The organism is Mucilaginibacter sp. (genome assembly GCF_039925265.1).
Taxonomy (GTDB): domain Bacteria; phylum Bacteroidota; class Bacteroidia; order Sphingobacteriales; family Sphingobacteriaceae; genus Mucilaginibacter.
The window spans coordinates 54063-75296 of sequence record NZ_JBDSZG010000016.1 but is presented as its reverse complement, the minus strand read 5'-3'; the positions used below and the strand labels follow the sequence as shown (position 1 = coordinate 75296).

Below are 21234 nucleotides of genomic sequence, written 5' to 3'. Positions count from 1 at the left end.
TTTAATCCTCAGCTGTTAAAACAAAAAAGGCTCCAAATGTTCTTTGGAGCCTTAATTATAATGTCATAATTTATTATCTCAGGTCTTTCTTTCCAAAGTCGATGATAACTGGTGTCGCCACACAGATAGACGAGTATGTTCCGAAAAGCACACCTATCAATAACGCGAATGAGAAACCGCGTAACACATCGCCACCAAAAAGGAACAATATGATCAAGATCAATACCACGGTTAAAGCGGTAATAATTGTACGGCTTAACGTGTTGTTGATAGCATGATTAATAACCTCTTTAGGGTCATCGGTTTTAGCATGGTGCAAGTTCAGGAACTCGCGGATACGGTCAAACACTACCACGGTATCGTTAATAGAATAACCAATAACGGTAAGCAGCGCAGCGACAAACGCCTGGTCGATATCAAGCGAGAACGGTAATACATCTTTAAACAACGAGAAGAAAGACAATACCATCAGCGCATCGTGCACGGTTGCAACCATTGCACCAAGGCTAAATTGCCATTTGCGGAACCTGATCAATATATAAGCCGATATTGCTAAGATAGCAATGATGATGGTCCATTTTGCCGAAGCCTTAAGCTCATTAGCAACAGTGGCTTCCACTTTGGAGTGGCTTAAAATATCATCTTTAGTAATGGTTGTAACCGGGCTTACTTTTAAAGCATTAATTAAAGCGGCCTCTACTCTATCGTCGGCATCCGTAGCGGTGTCGTCAATGAGATAGTTGGTAGTGATGGCGATCTTATCGGCACCATATGTTTTTACTTCCGAACCAAAGCCCAAAGCTTTATCCAGTTCCTGGTGAATTTGTTCTGGCGTAGCTGCTTTGTTAGGGAACTGTACAAGGTATGTACGGCCACCACCAAAGTCTACACCGTAGTTAAAGCCACGGGTTGCCATTGATACCAAACCGGCAGCAATGAATATACCAGAGAAGATATAAAACTTAAAGCGGTTTTTCACAAAACCGTAGTTAGCGTTTTTGAAGGTATGCGAGCTCCAAGGGTTTGAAAATTTAATATCCCACTCTTTTTCAAGCATAAATTCAAATATCAGCCTTGATATTAATAACGAGCAGAACAAGGTAGTAACGATACCGATCATTAATGTGGTTGCGAAACCTTGTATTGGGCCCGAACCGAATACGAATAAGATAATACCTGTTAAGAAAGTACTGATGTTGGCATCAAGGATAGAAGGTAAAGCATGTTTAAAACCATCGGCAACAGCAATACGGATAGATTTGCCTAAGCCAAGCTCTTCGCGTACACGTTCATAAACCAATACGTTGGCATCAACCGCCACACCCAATATGAGGATGATACCGGCAATACCCGGCAGGGTTAGTACCGCACGGATACTCACCAACACACCCAACAGAAAGAATACGTTAACCAATACCGCAACTACGGCAACGGTACCTGCACGATTGTAGTAAGCAACCATGAAAATAAGGATAACCACCAAACCAAGGATACAAGACAGTAAACCTGCGCTGATAGCTTGCTGGCCCAATGACGGACCTACAACTTCACCGCCAACAATACGGGCAGGTGCAAGCAGGCGGCCTGCTTTTAATACGTTGGCTAAATCTTCGGTATCTTCCATTTTAAAGTTACCGGAGATTGATGATACACCACCCGAAATTTCGTTTTGAACGTTAGGGGCAGAGTAAACATTATCATCTAACACGATAGCGATAGATCTTTTGTTTGCACCGGCAGATGCCTCGGCGGTAATGTTTTTCCATTTCTGGGCACCCTGCGAGTTCATGTTCATGATAACCTCGTAACCACCGTTAAGCTGGTTAACATCTTTATGGGCATCAGTGATCACATCGCCGTTAAGTACCGGGCCATTTTCGGCACCAGCTAATTTAATAGCGTATAACTGGAACACCTTTGTTTTATCAATAGGTTTCACACCCCAAAGGAATTTGATATTACGTGGCAATACCGTAGCTGCATCGGCGCTGCGCAGGTATGAATTTACTTTAGCAGTATCTTTTACCTGCGAGTAACCAACAATAGGGCCAGGGGCCAATTGCTGCTGGTTGTTGGCATCAGTGGTAGTAACCAGGCTCATTACCGAGAACAACGGGTTTTGCGCAGCCAGCTGCGCTTTGTTGTTTAGCGCGGACGAATCTTTACCGTTTGCGTTTTTAAGTTTGTTTAATAAGGAGTTTGCAGAATCTTTTAAGCTGGTTGGCGTTTTAACAGCAGCTGTTACTTTGGCTGTATCTGTTTTAGCAGCAGCTTTGCTTTTTGCACCCAGTACGCTGTTTACGTTGTTTAACAACGAGTATACTTCGGTGTTATCGTAAGTTTGATAAAACTCCAATTTGGCAGTACCCGATAAAAGTTTACGTACACGATCCGGTTCTTTAACACCTGGTAGCTCTATCAAAATACGGTTGGTACTTTTTTGCAACTGAATGTTTGGCTGCGTAACGCCAAACTGATCCACACGACGGTGCAGTACAGTGTATGATTGCTGCACGGCGGCGGTGGCCTGGTCTTTCAGGTAAGCTTCAACCTGGCTGTTGGTAGAGTTGAACTTTACTTTATCCTGGTTGTTGCTGTTTGCAAATATGGCAGCCAATTTTCCGTTGGGCACGCGTTTTTCGTAAGCATCAACAAAAAGAGTGATGTAATCTTTCTGAGTGGTTACAACATCTTTTTCAGCATCGGCCATGGCTTGTTTAAAAGCCGGGTCCGGGTTGTTGTTTGATAAGGTTTGTACCAGCTCGCGTAACGAGATCTGCATGGTAACACTCATGCCACCTTTCAAATCCAAGCCTAAAGCCAGTTCCCTGTCTAAGCAGTACTGGTAGGTGTGGCCGAATAATGGATATACCGGTTGAGTAGAAATAGAATCTAAATAGGCAGTTTCCTTTTCAGTATTGCCTTTGGCATATTCCTTGGCATCCTTCTCAACTTTATGGGCCACCCATGTAAAAGAAAGCTGGTATATGCACACAACAGCCAGCAGAATGGCGAAAAATTTAATAACCCCTTTACCTTGCATCGCGAATTTATATGTAATTAATTAGTTTATAAGCTTTTTAAAAATAGACGGCAAATCTAATAAAATTTCACAAGCATGAAATTTTTAATTGAAACAAAATAACAGCAGGTTTTGTTAGCGGCGGTTTAGCTGTATAAATGAATAAGGAAGCGGGTTTTTTTCGTCGGGCTCAAAATCTTCGCGGCTCACTTCCTGCCATTGCAGGTAGTCGATTTCCGGGAAAAAGGTATCCGCGTCAAACGCTTTGTGCACGATGGTAAGATAGATCCTGTCGGTTTTATCCATCGCCTGGCGGTAAATTTCGGCACCGCCGCCAATAAACACTTCATCATCGTGCGCACAAAGCGCCAGACCCTCATCCATCGACTTCACCACCTCGCATCCGGGGATCTCGATATCCTGCCTCGTTACCACAATATTGCGGCGCCTGGGCAGCGGCTTGCCAACCGAATCGAAAGTTTTGCGCCCCATGATAATGGTGCGGCCCGATGTTATTTCTTTAAAATGTTTCAGATCGTTTGGCATGTGCCAAAGCAACTGGTTGTTTTTACCGATGGCGTGGTTTTCGCCAATGGCTACTATGATGGAGATGATCATTCGGCAAGGCTTTCTAATAGTTCTCTGTTATCCTCAATAATTTTGCTCATCTTTTGAGCAAAATCAGCATCACTGACGTTGTTTTTTAAATACATCAAAACTTCAAGCAAATCTTTGTCCTCCAGTTTCTCTATGCAGTCGTGTATCGCTTTTATTAGTTCGTCGCGTGTCATATGCAAATTTATAAATTATCGGTGGTTAACCCCTTTTTCACCAAAATTTGAATTTATTTTTTTCAATCAGTTGTTTGACGGTGATGGTTTTGGTTGACTGCGGATTGTTGGTTGTAAATTGATCGTTTGCCGATTGAATGATTATCCGTTCAAAACCTCCCCCGAAAGAATATCTGGTGTCTTTTGTCTCATACAGGACTTTCACTTCAATTTTGTGTGCTATCTCAAACAAATGCTGTTCGCGTTTATAACCAACAGCGAAGATCCAATTTATCAAAGGCTTTTCGTTCCATGCCGCAAAAGTTAAAATTAACACCGCGGCGCTTAAAAAGTCTTTTTTAGTGGGACGGGTGCTTTGATTAAGATTTGTTGTGGCAATTAGATTACTTGCAGTCTTGTGATCGTTTATGGCTTCCAAGACAACAGCCCCACCGTAATTGCCGTTATCCAATTTAAAAGTGATGCAATCGCCTTTTGCGAAAGGGGCTTGTATTACTATCGGCTTTTTTCTTGGTTTTGGTTTTGCCCGTTCCGATGATATATCTGCGAGGAATTTATCTAAAGCAATTTTTCGGTTTCTTAAATCTTTGGAATTGGCATCAAGTTCTTGCCACAATAAAAGGTCGGCACCTGATTCTATTATTTCTTTTACTTTTCTAAAAATCGAAGGCTCTAAAGCTTTGCATTCCCATTGAGCCTTTGCTATCGCAAACCAAAAGTTATTGCTGTCGGAATCATCGTTTATGATTTCCTTATTTACTTTGATTAGGTTGGAAGTAATTTGTGGCACTGCTCCATCATTGTATTGCTCAAAAAAATCAGCATAGATATCCGCGAAGGTATCATTGGATGAAATTGCCGTTCCCCAAGTGCCCATTATAATTAGACTGCTACAACCCCTTTGATATGCGGATGCGGCTCATAATTCTCCAGCGTGAAATCTTCGAACTTAAAACCGAAGATGTCTTTCACATCCGGATTGATCTTCATTGTTGGCAGCGGCTTCGGCTCGCGGCTCAGTTGCAGGCGGGCTTGGTCCAGGTGGTTGTTGTAAATGTGGGCATCGCCAAAGGTGTGTACGAAGTCGCCATACTCCAGGTCGCACACTTGCGCCATCATCATAGTGAGCAGGGCGTAGGATGCAATGTTGAAAGGCACGCCCAAAAATATATCGGCACTGCGCTGGTAAAGCTGACAAGACAACTTTCCTCTTAGTTCCCCCTTCAGGGGGTTAGGGGGTTGCACATAAAACTGGAACAGGCTATGGCAGGGCGGGAGGGCCATCTGGTTTACATCCGCTACGTTCCAGGCCGATACCATAATGCGGCGCGAATCGGGATTGTTCTTGAGCTGGTTTACCACCTGGGTGATCTGGTCGATGTGGCCACCATCGGGTTTTGGCCAGGAGCGCCACTGATAGCCATACACCGGGCCGAGGTTTCCGTCGGCATCGGCCCACTCATCCCAAATGCGCACGCCGTTATCTTTCAAATATTGGATATTGGTATCGCCGGTTAAAAACCAGATCAGTTCGTGAATGATAGATTTCAGGTGCAGCTTTTTGGTGGTCACCATCGGAAAACCATCCTGCAGGTTAAAACGCATTTGGTAGCCAAATACGCTGAGGGTGCCGGTGCCGGTGCGGTCGTGCTTTTGCGCGCCGGCATCCATCACGTGCTGCATCAGGTCGAGGTATTGTTTCATGTTGGTTGTAAAAGTTATTAAAAGTTAGAAAGGTTAGAAAAGTTGAAGATTGATAAACAAATCCTAATTTTCAACTATTGGAAATTACTAACTTGTAGTTTGACTTAATCTTGTTTTTAAATATGATATGTAACCGTTCAAAAGCCGGAAGCAGTTTTCGTAAATAATTCTTAGTTCGCTTAGTGTTTCAGCGGTGATAATATTTTCATCATGGGCGCAAATCAGATGATCTAACGTTTCATTTAACGAGCCCCGTGCATTTCTGCAGAATTTAATATTGTCGCCGTAGTGAAACCGGCCATGACCCTCTGCGATGTTGGCGGTAACCGATCTGGAACATCTTTTTAATTGGTCAACCAAGCGGTATTTTTCATCCATAGGGAAACTTGGCAAAAGGTTATGGATGGTGATCCGATACAATCGGCATTGTTTCCAAACATCAAGTTCCTCGAAACTATTCATATCTTGTAACTATTCAGATGTCAATTTTAACTTTTCTAACTTCTCCAACCTTTCCAACTTCTTCAACTCAACACAAAGAAAAATAATCTAATTTTGGTATCCTACCGATGTTTATAAATACATGGGTTGTTAATCAAATTTTAAGGATGATCGTATTCCCAAACGCAAAGATAAATATAGGCATCAATATTACCGAACGCCGACCAGATGGCTACCACAATTTGGAGACCGTTTTTTACCCGATAAAAATTAACGATGTGCTGGAAGTAATAGAAGCCAACGAGCTGAGCTTCGATTATTCGGGGCTGGATATTCCGGGCGATCTTAATGATAATCTTTGCATCAAAGGCTACCATTTGCTGAAGAAGGATTTCCCCCAATTACCACCGGTAAAAATCCATCTCCACAAAAACATCCCGATAGGCGCGGGGCTTGGCGGAGGCTCGAGTGATGCCGCTTTTTTTATCAAACTGATGAACGAAAAATTCGGGCTTGGTTTGTCAGTTGATGCCATGATGGACTACGCCCGCGTGCTGGGTGCCGACTGCGCTTTTTTCATCGAAGGTAAACCCGTTTTTGCTTTTGACAAAGGCGACGAGTTTGACGCCATAAAATTAGACCTTACAGCCTATCAAATTGTTTTGGTGATGCCAGATGCCCATGTATCTACCCCGGAGGCTTACAGAGGCGTAAAACCGGCGCCTGTTAAGGAATCATTATACGACCTTATAAAAACCCCCATAGCGAATTGGAAACGCCATATTAAGAACGATTTTGAGGGGCACATCTTCCGCGACAACCCCGTTATCCGTGGCGTAAAAGCAGAGCTGTACGAACACGGCGCGTTATACGCCAGTATGAGCGGGAGTGGAGCGTCCGTTTTCGGGATTTTTGAGAGTACGCCAGCACTGGGCGCGATGGAAGAATATAACCAGGTTTTTTATAACGTTTAGAAAATCGTTAGCAAAAATAAAATGAAAAAGGACAGGCCTAACGCCTGTCCTTTTTCATTTGTACTAACTCCTTTATCTAACTGAGGTAATCCTTATCCTCGTCGCTTAGTGTATTTTTATCTGTGTTGGTGGGCACGTCTTCTTCGTAGCCAAGGTGGTTGTATTTTGATCTGCCTGGCTTGCCCGCGAGGTAACCAGCAATGAACGCTATAACCGCGACAACAAGCATCGTGGTGGTTATGGAAATGCTAAAGAATAAAATAGAGAACGTGCCCGTGTGCTGATTTTGAAAAAAGATAATGGCCAACAAAATAACAATGGCCACGATGATGATGGTTTTGATGCGCATAAAATTCTACCGCTTATGGTTACTCTAATATGCAATTTTAAAATCAACTTTTTATCCGGCCCGGTTCCGGGAATTGCCCGCGCTCAAAATTCACGTGGGGGTAAAGGAGGGGAGCTTGCAGATCAAAAATTCCGGTAGAAAAATTTACCAGGCCATTTTTTCCGGACGTTGAAAATTTACCATGCATTTCCCGGCTTGAAATTTTCAGGCGTACCAAAATCTCACAATTGCTTGTGCCCGTATATCATAGTTTTTTGTCTCGGTTTTTAAATCCCTTTGGAACTGCCGAGCTAATTTTTAAGGCAGATCTTCTCTCCATTTTTTTCAATTTGAATACGCCGGGAGTACTCCTGAGATTTTTTAGTAACTCTCTGTTTTTAGTTCGGTACACTTTCTAACGTGTAAAATTGAATTTTCGTCGTTTGTATAATCGCGTTATATAATAACTTGTATCTTACTCATTATTATGTTTTTAAATGGGTATTTTAAACATTGCGTCAATGACTACTAATATGTTTAGTATTTTGAAAATTTTGAAGTTTAAATTATTTGCATTAATGAGTTATATAGATGATATAATATATTGATTTTAAGTTAAATATATTTATTTATAAAATCGATAATTCAAAATTTATTGTCCAATAAAATCGTTATAAAAGCTCGTGACAATACCAGTGCTGTTTTTTGCTGAATTTTTAATTCGGTACACTATTAAGATTTGTGATTTTGCGCGCGTCGCGCGGAATTGTATAAGGTGCACTATTTCCCCTCCGAAAATTTGGATGTCTTAAAAGGGCTTAAAACGTGGTCTGTTTTTGAAGCGCGCTTTGCCCCTACCCCGGTAGAGGATTGGGCAACTGTCAACGAATTTGATGAGAATTTTGGGGAATGAAATTATTTGCTTCTGCGCCTGGCAACCTGCTTCTGCGCCACCGGGTACAGGAAGATGGTGGAGAGGATGATAAACGCGCCTATCCAAAAACCGGGGGTTACGCGGTTCCTGTCGCCCAGAAAAAGGAAAGCCATAATGATACCGTACACCGGCTCGAGGTTGGTGATGAGGGCCACCCGGAACGCAGAAAGTTCGCGCATTACAGATACGCCGGCCACGTAAGCCAGCGATGTACAAACGGTGCCAAGCAGTACCAGGTAGCCTATATCGGTGGGTTTTGGAAAGCTGAAATTTTGGAAGCTACCGGTTACCGCGAGGTAAATGGTGATCCATACAAAGGCACCAGAGAGCTCATAAAAAGCGATGACAGGAGCCTCGTGCTTCTTCACGAAACGCGAATTGATGATGGCAAAGAGCGCCGCCAGCACCGCGCTAATGAGTCCTGCGATGATACCCTTAGTGTATCGTGTTTCGAATTTAAAGATGAGGACGATGCCAATGATTATAAAAATTCCGGCCACGATCTCCATTTTTGAGATGCGCGTTTTATTGATGAGGGGCTCGAAAATTGCCGTAAAAAGCGTGATGGACGAGAGGCAAACCAATGTTACCGGAACAGTGGAAAGTTTAATGGAAGAGAAGAAAAGAATCCAGTGGCCACCCACTAAAGCGCCTGTAAGCGCCATTTTTAGCAGTGTTTTCGGCTCAATTTTGTACGCTTTTTTGCTGAAAGTGAAGTAAAAAAACAGCGAAATAACGGCAATTGCAACCCTGTACCAAACCAACGTTACCGCAGATATGGTGATGAGCTGGCCCAATATGCCTGTAAATCCCCACACAAAAACAGTGAAATGGAGGATAACGAGGTTCTTATTTAAGGCCGGTACCGGGGCGTTTTCGGGCATTTATTTGGGCGCTTTTACTATCAATACGCAGCCTAATATACCAAAAACTATGTTAGGGATAAGCACAGAAAGTAGCGGTTCGAAGTGACCTTTTACTGCAAAAACCAACGCAAAACGGTTCACTACGATGTACACAAAACAGATAAAAATACCTATCCCCAGGGGCAAGCCAACGCCTCCCCGCACCTTTCTGGATGAGATGGCAACCGCGATAATGCAGAGTACAAATGAAGATAATGGCTCCACAAAACGGCGATATTTTTCAAATTCCATATCCATTAAAGCGCCGGTTCCGCGTACCTTTTCTTTCTCTATAAGGGTGTTTAAAACCTTTAAACTCATACCTCCATACACGTTGCTATTCACATTATCGTGCACCTCAAAATCAATTGGGCGCATGTCTAAAACGGTATCTATCATCGGTCCGTTAGAGATGAATTTCTCCTTTAAGCCGTTCACATAACGGATAGATGGACTAATAATTTTCCACCTTGTTTTAACCGTATCAAACTGAATACTGGGCGCGGTGAGCCGCATTTTAAGCTCCGTCCCTTCGAATTTTTCGAGCATAAACTGGTAGCCGGTATGCACCTGCGGGTCGTACGATTGCAGGAAAACAAAGGTGTTTTTATCTAATTGAATGTGGACCTCGCTTTTGGTTGGGTCGTCGCCGCTAATGAAGGAATTGGCGGTTTCGAAGTCTACCTTTAATTTATTTGTGAACGGGATAATGAAGATATTAGCCAGTATAGATACGGTAAAAATCACCGAAGCTGACACCATATACGGCCTTAAAAAGCGGTAAAAACTCGCCTTACTGGTCAGTATAGGAACTATCTCTGTTTGGTTGGCCATCTTGGCGGTGAAAAAAATTACCGACAAAAAGTTGATCAGCGGCGACAGCATCATCATATAAAACGGGATGAAACCGGCGTAATATTTAAAGATGATATCGTTTAGCGATGCGTGTTTGCTGAGAAAGTTATCCAGGTGTTCGGAGATATCAAATACGACAGATATAGCCATAAACAGCCCCAAGGTAAATATAAATGTACCCAGGTACTTCTTAATAATATACCAATCAATGGTCTTTAAATACGGGTCTAAGAGCTTCTTCATTTATAATCGTTGCCCCAGGCGGTTCACCATAATTTTCTTCCAGTCGTAAAACTCTCCGCTGATGATTTTATTGCGTGCTTCTTTCACCAGCCACAAGTAAAAGTGCAGGTTATGCAGCGTTGCTATCTGTGCTCCCAGCATCTCGCCCGAGTGGATAAGGTGCCTTAAATAGGCCTTAGTATACTGCGTATCGGCAAACAGGTCGCTGTCTGCTTCAATGGGCGAGAAGTCGTTTTTCCACTTTTCGTTACGCATGTTAATGATACCATCCTTAGTGAAAAGCATCCCGTTGCGGGCGTTCCGGGTAGGCATTACGCAGTCGAACATATCAATTCCGAGGGCAATATTCTCTAAAATATTCACCGGTGTGCCTACACCCATCAGGTAACGGGGCTTGCTTTGCGGTAGAATATCGCATACAATTTCGGTCATGGCGTACATCTCTTCGGCAGGTTCGCCAACAGATAAACCGCCTATGGCGTTGCCCTCGCGTTCGAAAGAGGCGATCACTTCTGCCGACCGTACACGCAGATCTTTATACACCGAACCCTGTACAATAGGGAACAACGTTTGGTTGTAACCATACTTTGGCTGGGTGGTATCAAACCTGTCGCAACAGCGTTTCAGCCAGCGATGGGTCATTTCAATAGAGCGTTTCGCGTAGTTATAATCGCAGGGATAAGGGGTGCACTCGTCAAATGCCATGATAATATCGGCACCAATTACACGCTGAATATCCATCACATTTTCGGGAGTAAACAGGTGTTTTGAGCCATCCACATGCGAGCGGAAGGTAACGCCTTCCTCCTTTATTTTGCGTACATCGGTAAGCGAATACACCTGGTAGCCGCCGCTATCGGTTAAAATAGGGCCGTCCCAGCCGTTAAATTTATGCAATCCGCCAGCACCTTCAATAGTATCTAAACCCGGGCGCAGGTATAAATGGTAGGTATTGCCTAATATAATTTGAGCTTGAATATCATCCTTAAGTTCGCGCTGATGCACTGCTTTTACGGTGCCCGCTGTGCCAACCGGCATAAAAATGGGCGTTTGTATCACGCCATGGTCGGTAACAAGTTCGCCCGCGCGGGCTTTAGATAGGGGGTCTTGTGCTGTTAAAGTAAATTCCATTAATGCCGCAAAATTAGTGATTTAGGTTGAGAAAGGATGTGAGATGTTGAAGAGGTTAGAAAGGGTAAAAAAAGTTGTAGAAGTTGAAGACTTTGTGTGTTAAAAAGGGATATATTCTTAAGCAATAACCATTAGCAAATCCACTTTTGCTTTGAGTAGCACATTCCATAACAACTCCAATTTTTTTAACCTCTACAACCCTTTCAACCTTTATAACTTCTCCCAACTTTTCCAACACTATATCAACCTTTTTTATCAAATTTGCATTCATTTTATTTAGGGTTTTGGAAGGCTATATTCAAGAGGCGTTATTTGTTTTATTTCAGCTTTGTTTCATTGTTCAGCTATACTACTTAGTTGGTAACCATAGCAGGCTATATAGTTATAGGCCGTTGGAAGAACTGCCGCAAGTTAATATTCCCATTTCGGTGATCATCAGCGCGCGCAACGAGAGCCGCAACCTTACCGAAAACCTACCTTATATATTACAGCAAACTTATCCCGATTACGAGGTAGTGGTTGTGAACGATTGTTCGCACGACAACTCGCATGATGTGTTGCAAGATATCCAACGCGAATTCCCGCACCTTAAAATTGTAACCATTACCGAGCACGACCGCTATAAAACCGGCAAAAAATTCGCACTTACCCTCGGCATAAAAGCAGCCAAAAACGAGCATCTTTTGTTTGCCGATGCCGATTGCAAGCCTGCTACCTTAAATTGGATCACCCGCATGGCCGCCAACTTTACCACACCGGGCGCGGAGATTGTTTTAGGGTACTCGCCGTACTACCGCAGCAGCAATTTCTTAAATTCCTTTGTTCGGTTCGAGACCGTGAAAACGGCTATCAATTACCTGTCGTCGGCCCTAAACGGCGACCCTTATATGGGCATAGGGCGTAACCTGGCCTATACAAAAACGCTGTTTTTTGGATCGAAAGGGTTTGCAGCGCACATGCATCTGATGAGCGGCGACGACGATTTGTTTGTAAACCAAAACGCTACAGCCGAAAATTCCGTAATTGAGATACACCCCGATACCTTTACTTATACGCCCGCAAAAACAACGCTTGGCAGCTGGTTCAGGCAAAAAAAACGGCATATGGGTGTGGGCAAAGAGTATAAGAACAAGCATCGCCGTATGCTAAGTTTTGATGCGGTAAGTGGCTTTTTGTTTTATGTTTTATTTATATTATGCCTTGTATTTAAGTTTGAACCGTTGCTTGCCATAGGTATTGTAGCTTTTAGGCTTATATTGCAGGTAACAATATATTTTAAGGTTTACAAAAAGCTGGATGCCGGCGATATGCTTTGGGCACTGCCTTTTTTTGATTTGATATACTACCTTTACTTAAACGTGTTTGGATTGATAGGGACTTTTATAAAACCGACCCGATGGAAGTAAACGCCAATTTTACCGAGAACGCCAAGAATGATTTTCACCTGGTAGTGAAAGCCAGGGAAGGTAACCAAAAGGCTTACGCCGACCTGATGCACCGCTATAAAGACTCTATTTACTTTATGGTGCTGAAGATGGTAAACAACAAGGAAGACGCGATGGACCTCACCGTGGAAACCTTTGCCAAAGCCTTCGAAAAACTGGAAAAATACCAGCCCGAGTACGCTTTTAGTACCTGGCTTTTCCGCGTGGCTACCAACAACTGTATCGATTTTATCCGCAAGAAAAAGCTCAACACGCAATCTATCCACGGTATGCTGGACGAGGACGGGGACGAAAAACCGCTGCAAATAAAGGCGGATGTGCTGAACCCGGAGGAAACCTCCATCAAAAAGCAACAAACCGAGGAACTTAAATTACTCATAGAAAGCTTGCCCATCCGCTACCGTAATTTAATAACCCTGCGCTATTTTGATGAGTTATCTTACGAGGAAATTGCCCAGCAACTGGACCTGCCTTTGGGTACCGTAAAGGCGCAATTATTTAGGGCGAGGTTCCTTTTAGGCAACATTATTAACAGACATAATAAGGATGACATCTGATCTGATCCTAAAATATTTCCCGGATATTACCCCGGCACAGCAAGAACAATTTGCCCGCCTGCAGGAGCTTTACACTTTTTGGAACAACCAGATCAACGTAATATCGCGCAAGGATATCAACCTGCTGTACGAGCGCCACGTGCTTCATTCCCTCGGAATAGCTAAAGTAATGTCCTTTTTACCCGGCGAAAATGTGCTTGACGTAGGCACCGGCGGCGGTTTCCCGGGTATCCCCCTGGCTATCCTTTTCCCAGAAACAAGTTTTCACCTGGTAGATTCTATCGGCAAAAAAATAAAGGTAGTTAACGAGGTTGCGGCAGCACTTGGCTTAACAAATGTTACAGGGACACACGCACGCGCCGAAGAAATAAAGGAGAAATTTGATTTTGTAGTATCGCGCGCGGTTACGCAACTGAAGGATTTTTACCCATGGGTGAGAGGGAAGTTCAGTAAGGCTACCACCAATAAGTTACCCAGTGGGATCCTCTATTTAAAAGGGGGCGACCTTACACAAGAAATTGCCGAATCGGGTTTAATCGTTCAGCAATTCTACCTCAAGGATTATTTTGAGGAGGAGTTTTTTGATACCAAGCAGGTTATCTACGTAAAGGGTTAAGCCCTTTATTTATTTGCCTGGAACGCAATTATGGGCCTAACCATATCAGCAGTTGGCGAATTTTGAATAATGTTGGCTGTTTTATCGTTGCTCATCATGGCGTTAGCGGCGACCACTACCCAACCGGTAAAGTTTGGTTTAAACCTCAAATCGCCAAGGGATTCAAAAGCTTTACTGTATTTGTTCAGGATAAATGCACCCGCGATAAAATATTCACCTTCCGGCTTGGCAATAGTACCTTTGTATTGTTTTAAGGCAGTTATCATCGCCTCGTCGCAGCCTTTGCCGATGCTTTTTAAAACCTTAATATCAATAATTTTATGGCTGGCGTTTACGCGGTAAGATAGCACTACATTACCCGTAGTTTTGTTTTCGATGGCGGCATTTGGGTAGTGAATGGCGCGGGTCATATGGCTATATAGCGCTACGTAAGCTTTATCATAAGCAGGCGGCGGCCCTTGCAATTGCGCATTTTTAAGCGGGGGAGATGGTGGGATAATAAAAGATTTTTCAGCTTTTTTATACTTCGTCTGCCCAACTTTTGGCGTGGCAGGCTGCTCATCAATTTTTATTTCCGGGGTGTTTGGCACCACTACAGGCGGCGCTAATTTAATTGCCTTAACCTTAGCGGGCTTGGCTGCTTTTGCGGGCTTTGCCGGTGCAATTGCCGGTAACGGGTCTATAGTGATCTGAGGTACTGGTTTAACATCAATTAATACTTTTGGCGCTGCTTTAACCTTAACCTTAACCGCAGGCACTGGTACTATTTCAATTTCGGGAGCCGCTTTTGGGTTCAGATCGGCTATTACCACGGGTGGGGCCAGCTTTACTTTTGGTGGTACTGCGGCAATTTTTTTGGGTGCGTGGGGCGGAGGGGGAGGTGGCAAGTTAGGTATGTTACCTGGGGTTGTTTCGTTATGAAAAATAATGTTGCCTACAAAACCGGGTATCATCCTCGTTTTATTGCTTGCAAGGTAGGTAGCCTGGTTATTGGGCAACCAAAAATTCATTTCGAGTATTTTTTTCCCGGCGGCCTCTTTTATAGGGTAAGGATAATCTTGTAGGGCTTTAATCGCTACCGCTTCGTAACCGTTACCTTTACTTTGCAGCACTTTTATATCATTTATTTTCCCTGCCGCATCCAACTTAAAACTAAATACAACCGCGCCGTTCTCGTTAGCCTTTAACGCTTCGGCAGGGAACTTTATAGTTTTATGCAGATAGGCCGATATCGCCTCATAGGGTTTCCTGAGTGAATATGGTGGTAGCGGAGGGAATAGTTTACGTTTATTAGTATCGATCTTTACCGATTCCCTTGTTACTTTTGAAATTACAGTGCCATCCACTTTAAAGGCATCGTCAATATCTTTTTGGGTAAGGGTGTTGGCGCTGTAAAATTTGTTTATCCCATGTTTTTTATCCGTTAAGGTAACCTTATCGGTAATGAGGGTCATGCCTTTTTTGTCGACAATTTTTAAGGTGTAGTTACTGTCGATAGCTGTTGGTTTTTCAACCGGGGTGGCCTTCGGCGCCAGGTCGATAAGCGCGTAATCTTTACTGAACACGAGTGTTGATGCGCACAGCATCCCTACACAAAGGGGTACCGCCGCCAGGTATTTTAGCCTTGCTAACCTGCCTGATCGTTTTTGATTTAACATGATGATTCTCTTTTTTAGAAGATTATAATTGAAGAAAGAATGTGCAATAGGCGAGCCCTGCAGGCCGTAGGCGTTGTTGAGTAAAAACGAAGAATAGGTGAGGGCGTCGCGTTCCTGCGCGGCGGCTTGCTCATCGGCAATGTACTCGTGTATGCTACGCAAACTCCTTTGCAGCAGGTAAATAAATGGGTTGAACCAACTGACGACCTTTAGCAGTTCCACAAAAATAATATCGGCCGAATGCCTTTGGCGCATGTGTACCAGTTCGTGCGCTATAATGGTATCTGCTTGCGGTACTTCGGTGCCAATGAACAGGTAATTGAAGAAAGAGAAGGCCGTATTATCTCCGTTGAGTTGAATAAGCTTGTACTTATTACCATATAACGCCTTGCTTTTGCGGGTGAGTAAGGATAGGCGGTACAGGCGGTAAAACAGCACCGATAGGGTAATTATAGCGCCGGCGATGTAGGCATAAAACAATACATCATCCATCGAAACGTTTTTTTCTGGCTCTATTATGGTGATCTCGGGCAAGGGGCCATAATTTGCCGGCTGCGTATACACTACGGGTTGCAGGGTGAGTTGCTCAACCGGTTTTAGCACGCTAAGCTGGGTAACCGGCAGAACAAACGAAACTACGCAGCTAAACAGCAGATACGCGCGGCCCAGCAGGTAGTGGGTTTCGTTATTTAAAAACAAGCAATAGCACAAATAAAATACCCCCAGGTAAATATTTGCTTCAACAAGGTAGTGCAGCCAGTTCATTGTTTTTTGTTTTTTAGGTTGTTTAATAGTTCGGTTAGCTCATCCAGTTCTTTCAGGCCGAGATTCTTCTCATCGGCAATAAAAGATACCAGGCTTTTATACGAATCGCTGAAGTAGTTTTTCATCAGCTTATCAAAAGTGAATTTTTTATAATCGTCCTCGCTAATGAGCGGGAAATACACATGCGAGTTGCCGTACGCCCTATGATCGATAAAACCTTTCCCCTCCAGCACCCTTACCACGGTAGATACGGTGTTGTAAGCAGGCTTTGGTTCGGGTATTTTCTCAATGATGTCTTTTACTATAGCTTCGTTTAATTGCCACAGTATCTGCATGATCTGCTCTTCGGCTTTGGTGAGTTCTTTTACTTTCATAGCAAACTATTTTTGTAGTTAGGCTAAGGTAGAACTATTTTTATAGTTTGCAAACTATTTTTGTAGTTTTTTAAAATTCTTTTTAATCTGCTAAGCTGGTAATGAGGACACCATAGCTGTTCGGAAGAATCTTTTATTCCCCTCTCGAGAGGGGCGCGCGCGGGATTGTGTGGTGGCGGGGTGTGTTAGCCGTCATGCAATTGCGAAATGCATGGGGCAGAAACACGCCCCTCCACCCCTCTCAAGAGGGGAACCGCACATTCCTCCGCTTTTTTAATCTTCCGAACAGTTGTAGCAGCCTCATAGCCGCCGCTTTATAAAAAGAGAGAGTTTTCAAATAAATTGCTAATTATTTTGGTATTTATTGCTATTTTAGGTGCAGCAAAAACTATGTCGTTACATCATCAACTCGCTTTAACGTTTGTAAAAAAGATAGGCCCGGTGCTGGCCAAATCCATGATAAGTCAGTTTGGCGATGCCGAGCAGATCTTCCGTTTATCGAAAACCGCGCTGACCAAAGCGCGTGGTATTGGCGCAAAAACTTTACAACTCGCCGATTTTGATGAGGCGCTGCGCCGCGCGGAGCTGGAGTTGAAATTCATCGAAAGAAATAACATCGATGTGTTTTTTTATACCGATCCGCGATACCCCAAGCGCTTAAAAAACTGCCACGATTCGCCATTACTATTATTTTCACGCGGTAACGCCAACTTAAATATGCAGCGGGTGATTAGTATAGTAGGCACCCGTAATGCTACCGATTACGGCAGGCAACTTTGTAAGCAACTGGTAGAAGAACTGCAGGAATACAATATATTAATAGCAAGCGGCCTGGCCCTGGGTATAGATGTGGCTGCGCACAAAGAATGTTTGCGTATGGGTGTGCCAACCGTTGGCGTATTGGGGCATGGCTACGATAGGATGTACCCGTCACAAAACCGCGGTACAGCTGAGAAGATGCTGGAAAACGGGGGCTTACTGTCCGAATATCCCTCGGGCACTAAGCCCGACAGGGAGAATTTTCCGCAGCGCAACCGTATTGTGGCTGGCATGGCCGATGCTACGGTGGTGGTAGAGGCCGGGCTAAAAGGCGGTGCGCTTATCACCGCCGAAATTGCGAACAGCTACAACCGCGATGTGTTTGCTTTCCCAGGCAGGCTGGGGGATGAGTATTCTGAAGGATGTAACTTCCTCATCCGCAATAATAAAGCGCAGCTGCTTACCTGCGTAGCCGACCTTGCTTACAGCCTCGGCTGGGAAAAGAACACTGAATTGAAAAATACGCCCGAACAATTGATATTACCTATCGATCTATCCACGGGCGAACGTGCCATCTATGATATCATCCGGGAGAACAGGTCGCCGCTGGCTATAGATGATCTGAGCATCAAAGCAAATATGCCGGTTAGCAAACTGGCCATGGCCTTGCTGGATATGGAGTTGCAGGGCTTCATCCGGTCGTTACCGGGTAAAACCTATAGCATCAACTAAATTTTGGGGTTGTCGTAATAAGTGAGCTTACCCGAATCTTCATAGATTTCTTCCCAGGTATCCAGGTTAAACTCGATCAGGGCCACCGTGCCTGGCGGCACCTCTTTTATGGCACCGCTCAAAGTGTAAAGTATTTGCTCCACAGCGGGGTTATGCCCAACAAGGGCGATAAAATCCTGGTCGGCAGGTAGTTCGTTGATAATACGCATCAGCGTGGGTTCGCCGGCATCATAAATAGCTTTGATGATGGTTGATGGGGCAAGCTTTAAGGTATCGGTAAAAATATTTGCAGTGGTATGGGTACGCAATGCAGGACTGGTGACGAATAATTGCGGTATAATGCCCTGCTCCAGCAGGTGCTGCGCCATTGTTTCGGCGCCTTTTATGCCTTTTTCGGTAAGCGGGCGTTCAAAATCGGTGTAGCCGCTTTCGTGGGTGGCTTTGGCATGGCGTATCAGCAGCAGTTTCTTCATCGGTTTAAAAGTATAAAAAAAGAGGAGCAAAAATTGCTCCTCTTTTCTGTAGTATTAAATAATTCTCTATTAGAAAGTAAAACCAACAGAAACGCCGAATACTTTATTTTTTAAGCTTCCTTCCCCGTCGATATTGTTTGCGATGTTTGATAAACCAAGATCATAGCTGATGCCAACTAAAAAGCCGCCTTTAAGTTGCAGCCCGGCAATACCTTGCAAACCAAATTCAGTTCTTTTAACATCGCCATCATCGCCGAAAACTACATCTTCTTCAATAGTCGAGCCTCCGCTTTTAGCTTTGCTTTTACCGGATATGCCATAGGCTACAAACGGGCCGGCACCCAGGTAAATGTTGCCTACAACAATAGGAGCATGGTAAACAAAGTTTACCGGTACCTGTAGATACTTTAAGTTCAGCTCTGCAGATTCGTTGCTAGCCTGGTCATCGATCTTAAAACCTTTACCTGTATAAAACAAGCCTGGTTGTATAGAAATGGAACCTGCTTTTAAGTCGGCAAAAGCACCTACTGAGAATGTTGTTAACTGTCCGAATGATGCAGAAACACTTCCGCTTGATGCTGTAACGTTGGCAAAGTTTACGCCACCTTTAATACCAAATTTAGGGATCTGTGCAAATGCACCCATAGATGCTGCAGCAAAAACGATTGCGAGTAATAATTTTTTCATGTGTATAAGGGTTAAATTTTGCCTAAAAGTAAATAATAAAAAAGGAATTTTGTGCAGATATTTAATTTACCGGCTGTTCACAAAGGAAGTAATGGGGGCTTCGGGCATATCATTCATGCACTTAAAATGGCCCAGCGGGCATTTCTCCAGCCCAAATTTAGAGCAGGGCCGGCAGCCGAGATCAATTCCCGCCACTAAAACATCCTTTACCATATAGGGCTGCACGCCCAGCAGATCGGGCACGGTGCCACCCCAAACAGATACGATGGGCCTGTTAAACGCTTCCGCAATATGGGTAAGCCCGGTATCAAAACCAATGACGCTTTGAGCTTTAGAGACCAGAAAAACCGACTCATCCAGTGAAGTTACGCTGCAGGCATTGTACGCCTTTTCGCCCAAAGCGGTAGCAATTTCGTCGGCATTTGCCTTCACATCTTTGCCGCCTAAAAGTACTATGGGCAGCTTCAGGTCTTCACAAATGTTAATGATCTTATAATTTGGCAGCCTTTTGGTAAAATGGGTGGCGCCTATAATAAAAGCCACAAACCCGTTTTGGTGAGATGGGGGCAGCAGCGTATCCAACCGGTATTGCCCCACATAATAATCTATCGGTTTACCATCATTGACAACGCCTAAAAACTCGACCGTTTTTAAATACCGGTCTACCAAATGGGTATTAGGTACTAATTTTAGGTTAAACTTTAAACTAAGCCATTTACGGATGGTGTATTTTTTATAAGCGGATGATTTGACGCCTGTGCGCAATTTAATAATAGCCGTGCGCAGGTTGTTGTGCAGATCTATAATACAATCATATTTTTCCGCTTTAATATCGGCAATGGTTTCTGCCAGTATTGGTTTCAGCAATAGCAGCTTATCCAGGTTGGGGTTGTTGTTGTAGATGTATTGAAAGGCCGGCTTGGTAAGGAAATGAACTTCGGCATTGGGTATCTGCTTTTTTAAACAGCGCACAACGGGTGTGGTGTAAATTACATCGCCCATGGAGCTGAAACGGATAACCAGTATTTTCATCTTTATAAATTGCCGGGTTAAGCTATTTGTCCCCGTATTTTGTTGATGATGGAGGTTGACGAGTAGCCTTCCACCAGACTAATGGTTTTCACCTCGCCGCCGTTGGCCAGCACCTCTTTAGCACCCGCAATGTTTTCAACGGTATAATCTGCGCCCTTTACCAAAATATCCGGCATCAGGGTAACGATCAGGTCCCTCGGCGTGTCTTCTTCGAATAGCACAATACCATCTACAAAAAATAAGGCGGCCAGCAGCGCGGCGCGGTTGCTTTGGTCGTTCACCGGGCGGCTTTCGCCCTTGAGCCTTTTAACCGATGCATCGGCGTTTAAGCCGATTACCAGTTTATCACCCAGTTCGGCAGCCTTGGCCATATAGGTAATATGCCCCAAATGCAGCAGATCGAACACCCCGTTGGTGAACACTATCTTTTTACCCTCGGCCTTCCACCGTTGTATGCGGGCAGCAAGGGAGGGGGTATCGGTTATTTTATCTAAAAGGGTTTGTTCGAGGTTGTGACGCATGATGCTGTTTTTGGAAAAGCCGAATTTAATTTATTTATAATTTGGGAAATAACAGATTTAATATTTGTAATGCAATCAATTTTTATTTTCCGGGCGTTGCCTGCGGCCGGGCTTTCCGCTCATACTGCACAGGCCTTAGCCACGGGCCGGTATCCGCTGCAATCCCTAACGCGTGAGCAGGGTCGATTAACCCAACCCGTCATGCCGAATTTATTTCGGCACCTCACTTGCAAAGTCCCGCGAGTTGCAGGGCGGCAATGCATGCGCACTACCTGCCGCGTGGGGTC

Annotated in this window: 20 protein-coding genes; 5 read left to right on the top strand and 15 right to left on the bottom strand. The window is 44.1% G+C overall.

Annotation, left to right across the window (positions count from 1 at the left end):
* Nucleotides 1-73: 73 nt before the first annotated feature.
* The 5 genes from secDF to ABIX36_RS08225 form a co-directional block, all read right to left on the bottom strand.
* Complete coding sequence (secDF, locus tag ABIX36_RS08245) at nt 74-3043, bottom strand: protein translocase subunit SecDF (RefSeq protein ID WP_348081689.1); 2970 nt, start codon at nt 3041-3043, stop codon at nt 74-76.
* A gap of 114 nt (nt 3044-3157) precedes the next feature.
* On the bottom strand, nt 3158-3640 hold the full coding sequence (locus ABIX36_RS08240; RefSeq protein ID WP_348081688.1) for a dihydrofolate reductase: 483 nt from the start codon (nt 3638-3640) through the stop codon (nt 3158-3160).
* Complete coding sequence (locus ABIX36_RS08235; RefSeq protein WP_348081687.1) at nt 3637-3813, bottom strand: hypothetical protein; 177 nt, start codon at nt 3811-3813, stop codon at nt 3637-3639. The genes ABIX36_RS08240 and ABIX36_RS08235 overlap by 4 nt, the downstream gene beginning before the upstream one ends.
* A gap of 37 nt (nt 3814-3850) precedes the next feature.
* Complete coding sequence (locus ABIX36_RS08230; RefSeq protein ID WP_348081686.1) at nt 3851-4690, bottom strand: hypothetical protein; 840 nt, start codon at nt 4688-4690, stop codon at nt 3851-3853.
* A gap of 5 nt (nt 4691-4695) precedes the next feature.
* Nucleotides 4696-5517: a thymidylate synthase gene (locus tag ABIX36_RS08225; RefSeq protein WP_348081685.1), complete on the bottom strand. Its 822-nt coding sequence runs from the start codon at nt 5515-5517 to the stop codon at nt 4696-4698.
* Nucleotides 5518-6125: 608 nt separating this feature from the next.
* On the opposite strand from ABIX36_RS08225, the gene ispE reads away from it, so the two are divergent.
* Nucleotides 6126-6932: a 4-(cytidine 5'-diphospho)-2-C-methyl-D-erythritol kinase gene (gene ispE / locus ABIX36_RS08220; RefSeq protein ID WP_348081684.1), complete on the top strand. Its 807-nt coding sequence runs from the start codon at nt 6126-6128 to the stop codon at nt 6930-6932.
* Nucleotides 6933-7008: 76 nt separating this feature from the next.
* Here ispE and ABIX36_RS08215 read toward each other — a convergent pair whose 3' ends face one another.
* From ABIX36_RS08215 to tgt, 4 genes are all read right to left on the bottom strand, one after another.
* Nucleotides 7009-7281: a hypothetical protein gene (locus ABIX36_RS08215; RefSeq protein ID WP_348081683.1), complete on the bottom strand. Its 273-nt coding sequence runs from the start codon at nt 7279-7281 to the stop codon at nt 7009-7011.
* 894 nt (nt 7282-8175) lie between these two features.
* The gene (locus ABIX36_RS08210) at nt 8176-9078 is read right to left on the bottom strand and encodes an EamA family transporter (RefSeq protein WP_348081682.1); all 903 of its coding nucleotides are present in this window, start codon (nt 9076-9078) and stop codon (nt 8176-8178) included.
* Entirely contained in the window at nt 9079-10197 is a 1119-nt protein-coding gene (locus ABIX36_RS08205) for an LptF/LptG family permease (RefSeq protein WP_348081681.1), read from the bottom strand.
* Nucleotides 10198-11328, bottom strand: a complete 1131-nt coding sequence (gene tgt / locus ABIX36_RS08200) for a tRNA guanosine(34) transglycosylase Tgt (RefSeq protein ID WP_348081680.1) — start codon at nt 11326-11328, stop codon at nt 10198-10200.
* Nucleotides 11329-11720: 392 nt separating this feature from the next.
* On the opposite strand from tgt, the gene ABIX36_RS08195 reads away from it, so the two are divergent.
* The 3 genes from ABIX36_RS08195 to rsmG are packed head-to-tail and all read left to right on the top strand — an operon-like array spanning nt 11721 to nt 13946.
* Nucleotides 11721-12734 carry a glycosyltransferase gene (locus ABIX36_RS08195; protein ID WP_348081679.1) on the top strand — a complete coding sequence of 338 codons (1014 nt, stop codon included), beginning with the start codon at nt 11721-11723 and terminating at the stop codon, nt 12732-12734.
* On the top strand, nt 12725-13330 hold the full coding sequence (locus tag ABIX36_RS08190; protein WP_191190959.1) for a sigma-70 family RNA polymerase sigma factor: 606 nt from the start codon (nt 12725-12727) through the stop codon (nt 13328-13330). Before ABIX36_RS08195 ends, ABIX36_RS08190 begins: the two co-directional genes overlap by 10 nt.
* Nucleotides 13320-13946 (top strand): 16S rRNA (guanine(527)-N(7))-methyltransferase RsmG, encoded by a 627-nt coding sequence (gene rsmG / locus ABIX36_RS08185; protein WP_348081678.1) that lies wholly within the window; start codon nt 13320-13322, stop codon nt 13944-13946. Before ABIX36_RS08190 ends, rsmG begins: the two co-directional genes overlap by 11 nt.
* Before the next feature lie 5 nt (nt 13947-13951).
* Here rsmG and ABIX36_RS08180 read toward each other — a convergent pair whose 3' ends face one another.
* A complete protein-coding gene (locus ABIX36_RS08180) occupies nt 13952-16369 on the bottom strand; it encodes an energy transducer TonB (RefSeq protein WP_348081677.1) in 2418 nt (805 codons plus the stop codon).
* Nucleotides 16366-16743, bottom strand: coding sequence for a BlaI/MecI/CopY family transcriptional regulator (locus ABIX36_RS08175; protein ID WP_348081676.1), 378 nt, complete (start codon nt 16741-16743; stop codon nt 16366-16368). Before ABIX36_RS08175 ends, ABIX36_RS08180 begins: the two co-directional genes overlap by 4 nt.
* A 390-nt stretch (nt 16744-17133) precedes the next feature.
* Here ABIX36_RS08175 and dprA point away from each other — a divergent pair, with 390 nt between their 5' ends.
* Nucleotides 17134-18234 carry a DNA-processing protein DprA gene (dprA, locus tag ABIX36_RS08170; protein ID WP_348081675.1) on the top strand — a complete coding sequence of 367 codons (1101 nt, stop codon included), beginning with the start codon at nt 17134-17136 and terminating at the stop codon, nt 18232-18234.
* Here dprA and ABIX36_RS08165 read toward each other — a convergent pair.
* From ABIX36_RS08165 to rfaE2, 4 genes are all read right to left on the bottom strand, one after another.
* Nucleotides 18231-18707 (bottom strand): histidine phosphatase family protein, encoded by a 477-nt coding sequence (locus ABIX36_RS08165; RefSeq protein WP_348081674.1) that lies wholly within the window; start codon nt 18705-18707, stop codon nt 18231-18233. The two genes, dprA and ABIX36_RS08165, sit on opposite strands and share 4 nt — an antisense overlap.
* A gap of 69 nt (nt 18708-18776) precedes the next feature.
* Nucleotides 18777-19394: a porin family protein gene (locus tag ABIX36_RS08160; RefSeq protein WP_348081673.1), complete on the bottom strand. Its 618-nt coding sequence runs from the start codon at nt 19392-19394 to the stop codon at nt 18777-18779.
* A 66-nt stretch (nt 19395-19460) separates the two neighbouring features.
* Nucleotides 19461-20426 (bottom strand): glycosyltransferase family 9 protein, encoded by a 966-nt coding sequence (locus ABIX36_RS08155; RefSeq protein ID WP_348081672.1) that lies wholly within the window; start codon nt 20424-20426, stop codon nt 19461-19463.
* Between the two features lie 17 nt (nt 20427-20443).
* Nucleotides 20444-20947, bottom strand: a complete 504-nt coding sequence (rfaE2, locus tag ABIX36_RS08150; protein ID WP_348081671.1) for a D-glycero-beta-D-manno-heptose 1-phosphate adenylyltransferase — start codon at nt 20945-20947, stop codon at nt 20444-20446.
* Nucleotides 20948-21234: the final 287 nt, after the last annotated feature.

Excerpts from the sequence above, each read along its gene's own strand:
- secDF (WP_348081689.1), bottom strand. The coding sequence starts at position 3,043 with ATGCAAGGTAAAGGGGTTATTAAATTTTTCGCCATTCTGCTGGCTGTT.
- ABIX36_RS08240 (WP_348081688.1), bottom strand. The coding sequence starts at position 3,640 with ATGATCATCTCCATCATAGTAGCCATTGGCGAAAACCACGCCATCGGT.
- ABIX36_RS08235 (WP_348081687.1), bottom strand. The coding sequence starts at position 3,813 with ATGACACGCGACGAACTAATAAAAGCGATACACGACTGCATAGAGAAA.
- ABIX36_RS08230 (WP_348081686.1), bottom strand. The coding sequence starts at position 4,690 with ATGGGCACTTGGGGAACGGCAATTTCATCCAATGATACCTTCGCGGAT.
- ABIX36_RS08225 (WP_348081685.1), bottom strand. The coding sequence starts at position 5,517 with ATGAAACAATACCTCGACCTGATGCAGCACGTGATGGATGCCGGCGCG.
- ispE (WP_348081684.1), top strand. The coding sequence starts at position 6,126 with ATGATCGTATTCCCAAACGCAAAGATAAATATAGGCATCAATATTACC.
- ABIX36_RS08215 (WP_348081683.1), bottom strand. The coding sequence starts at position 7,281 with ATGCGCATCAAAACCATCATCATCGTGGCCATTGTTATTTTGTTGGCC.
- ABIX36_RS08210 (WP_348081682.1), bottom strand. The coding sequence starts at position 9,078 with ATGCCCGAAAACGCCCCGGTACCGGCCTTAAATAAGAACCTCGTTATC.
- ABIX36_RS08205 (WP_348081681.1), bottom strand. The coding sequence starts at position 10,197 with ATGAAGAAGCTCTTAGACCCGTATTTAAAGACCATTGATTGGTATATT.
- tgt (WP_348081680.1), bottom strand. The coding sequence starts at position 11,328 with ATGGAATTTACTTTAACAGCACAAGACCCCCTATCTAAAGCCCGCGCG.
- ABIX36_RS08190 (WP_191190959.1), top strand. The coding sequence starts at position 12,725 with ATGGAAGTAAACGCCAATTTTACCGAGAACGCCAAGAATGATTTTCAC.
- rsmG (WP_348081678.1), top strand. The coding sequence starts at position 13,320 with ATGACATCTGATCTGATCCTAAAATATTTCCCGGATATTACCCCGGCA.
- ABIX36_RS08180 (WP_348081677.1), bottom strand. The coding sequence starts at position 16,369 with ATGAACTGGCTGCACTACCTTGTTGAAGCAAATATTTACCTGGGGGTA.
- ABIX36_RS08175 (WP_348081676.1), bottom strand. The coding sequence starts at position 16,743 with ATGAAAGTAAAAGAACTCACCAAAGCCGAAGAGCAGATCATGCAGATA.
- dprA (WP_348081675.1), top strand. The coding sequence starts at position 17,134 with ATGTCGTTACATCATCAACTCGCTTTAACGTTTGTAAAAAAGATAGGC.
- ABIX36_RS08165 (WP_348081674.1), bottom strand. The coding sequence starts at position 18,707 with ATGAAGAAACTGCTGCTGATACGCCATGCCAAAGCCACCCACGAAAGC.
- ABIX36_RS08160 (WP_348081673.1), bottom strand. The coding sequence starts at position 19,394 with ATGAAAAAATTATTACTCGCAATCGTTTTTGCTGCAGCATCTATGGGT.
- ABIX36_RS08155 (WP_348081672.1), bottom strand. The coding sequence starts at position 20,426 with ATGAAAATACTGGTTATCCGTTTCAGCTCCATGGGCGATGTAATTTAC.
- rfaE2 (WP_348081671.1), bottom strand. The coding sequence starts at position 20,947 with ATGCGTCACAACCTCGAACAAACCCTTTTAGATAAAATAACCGATACC.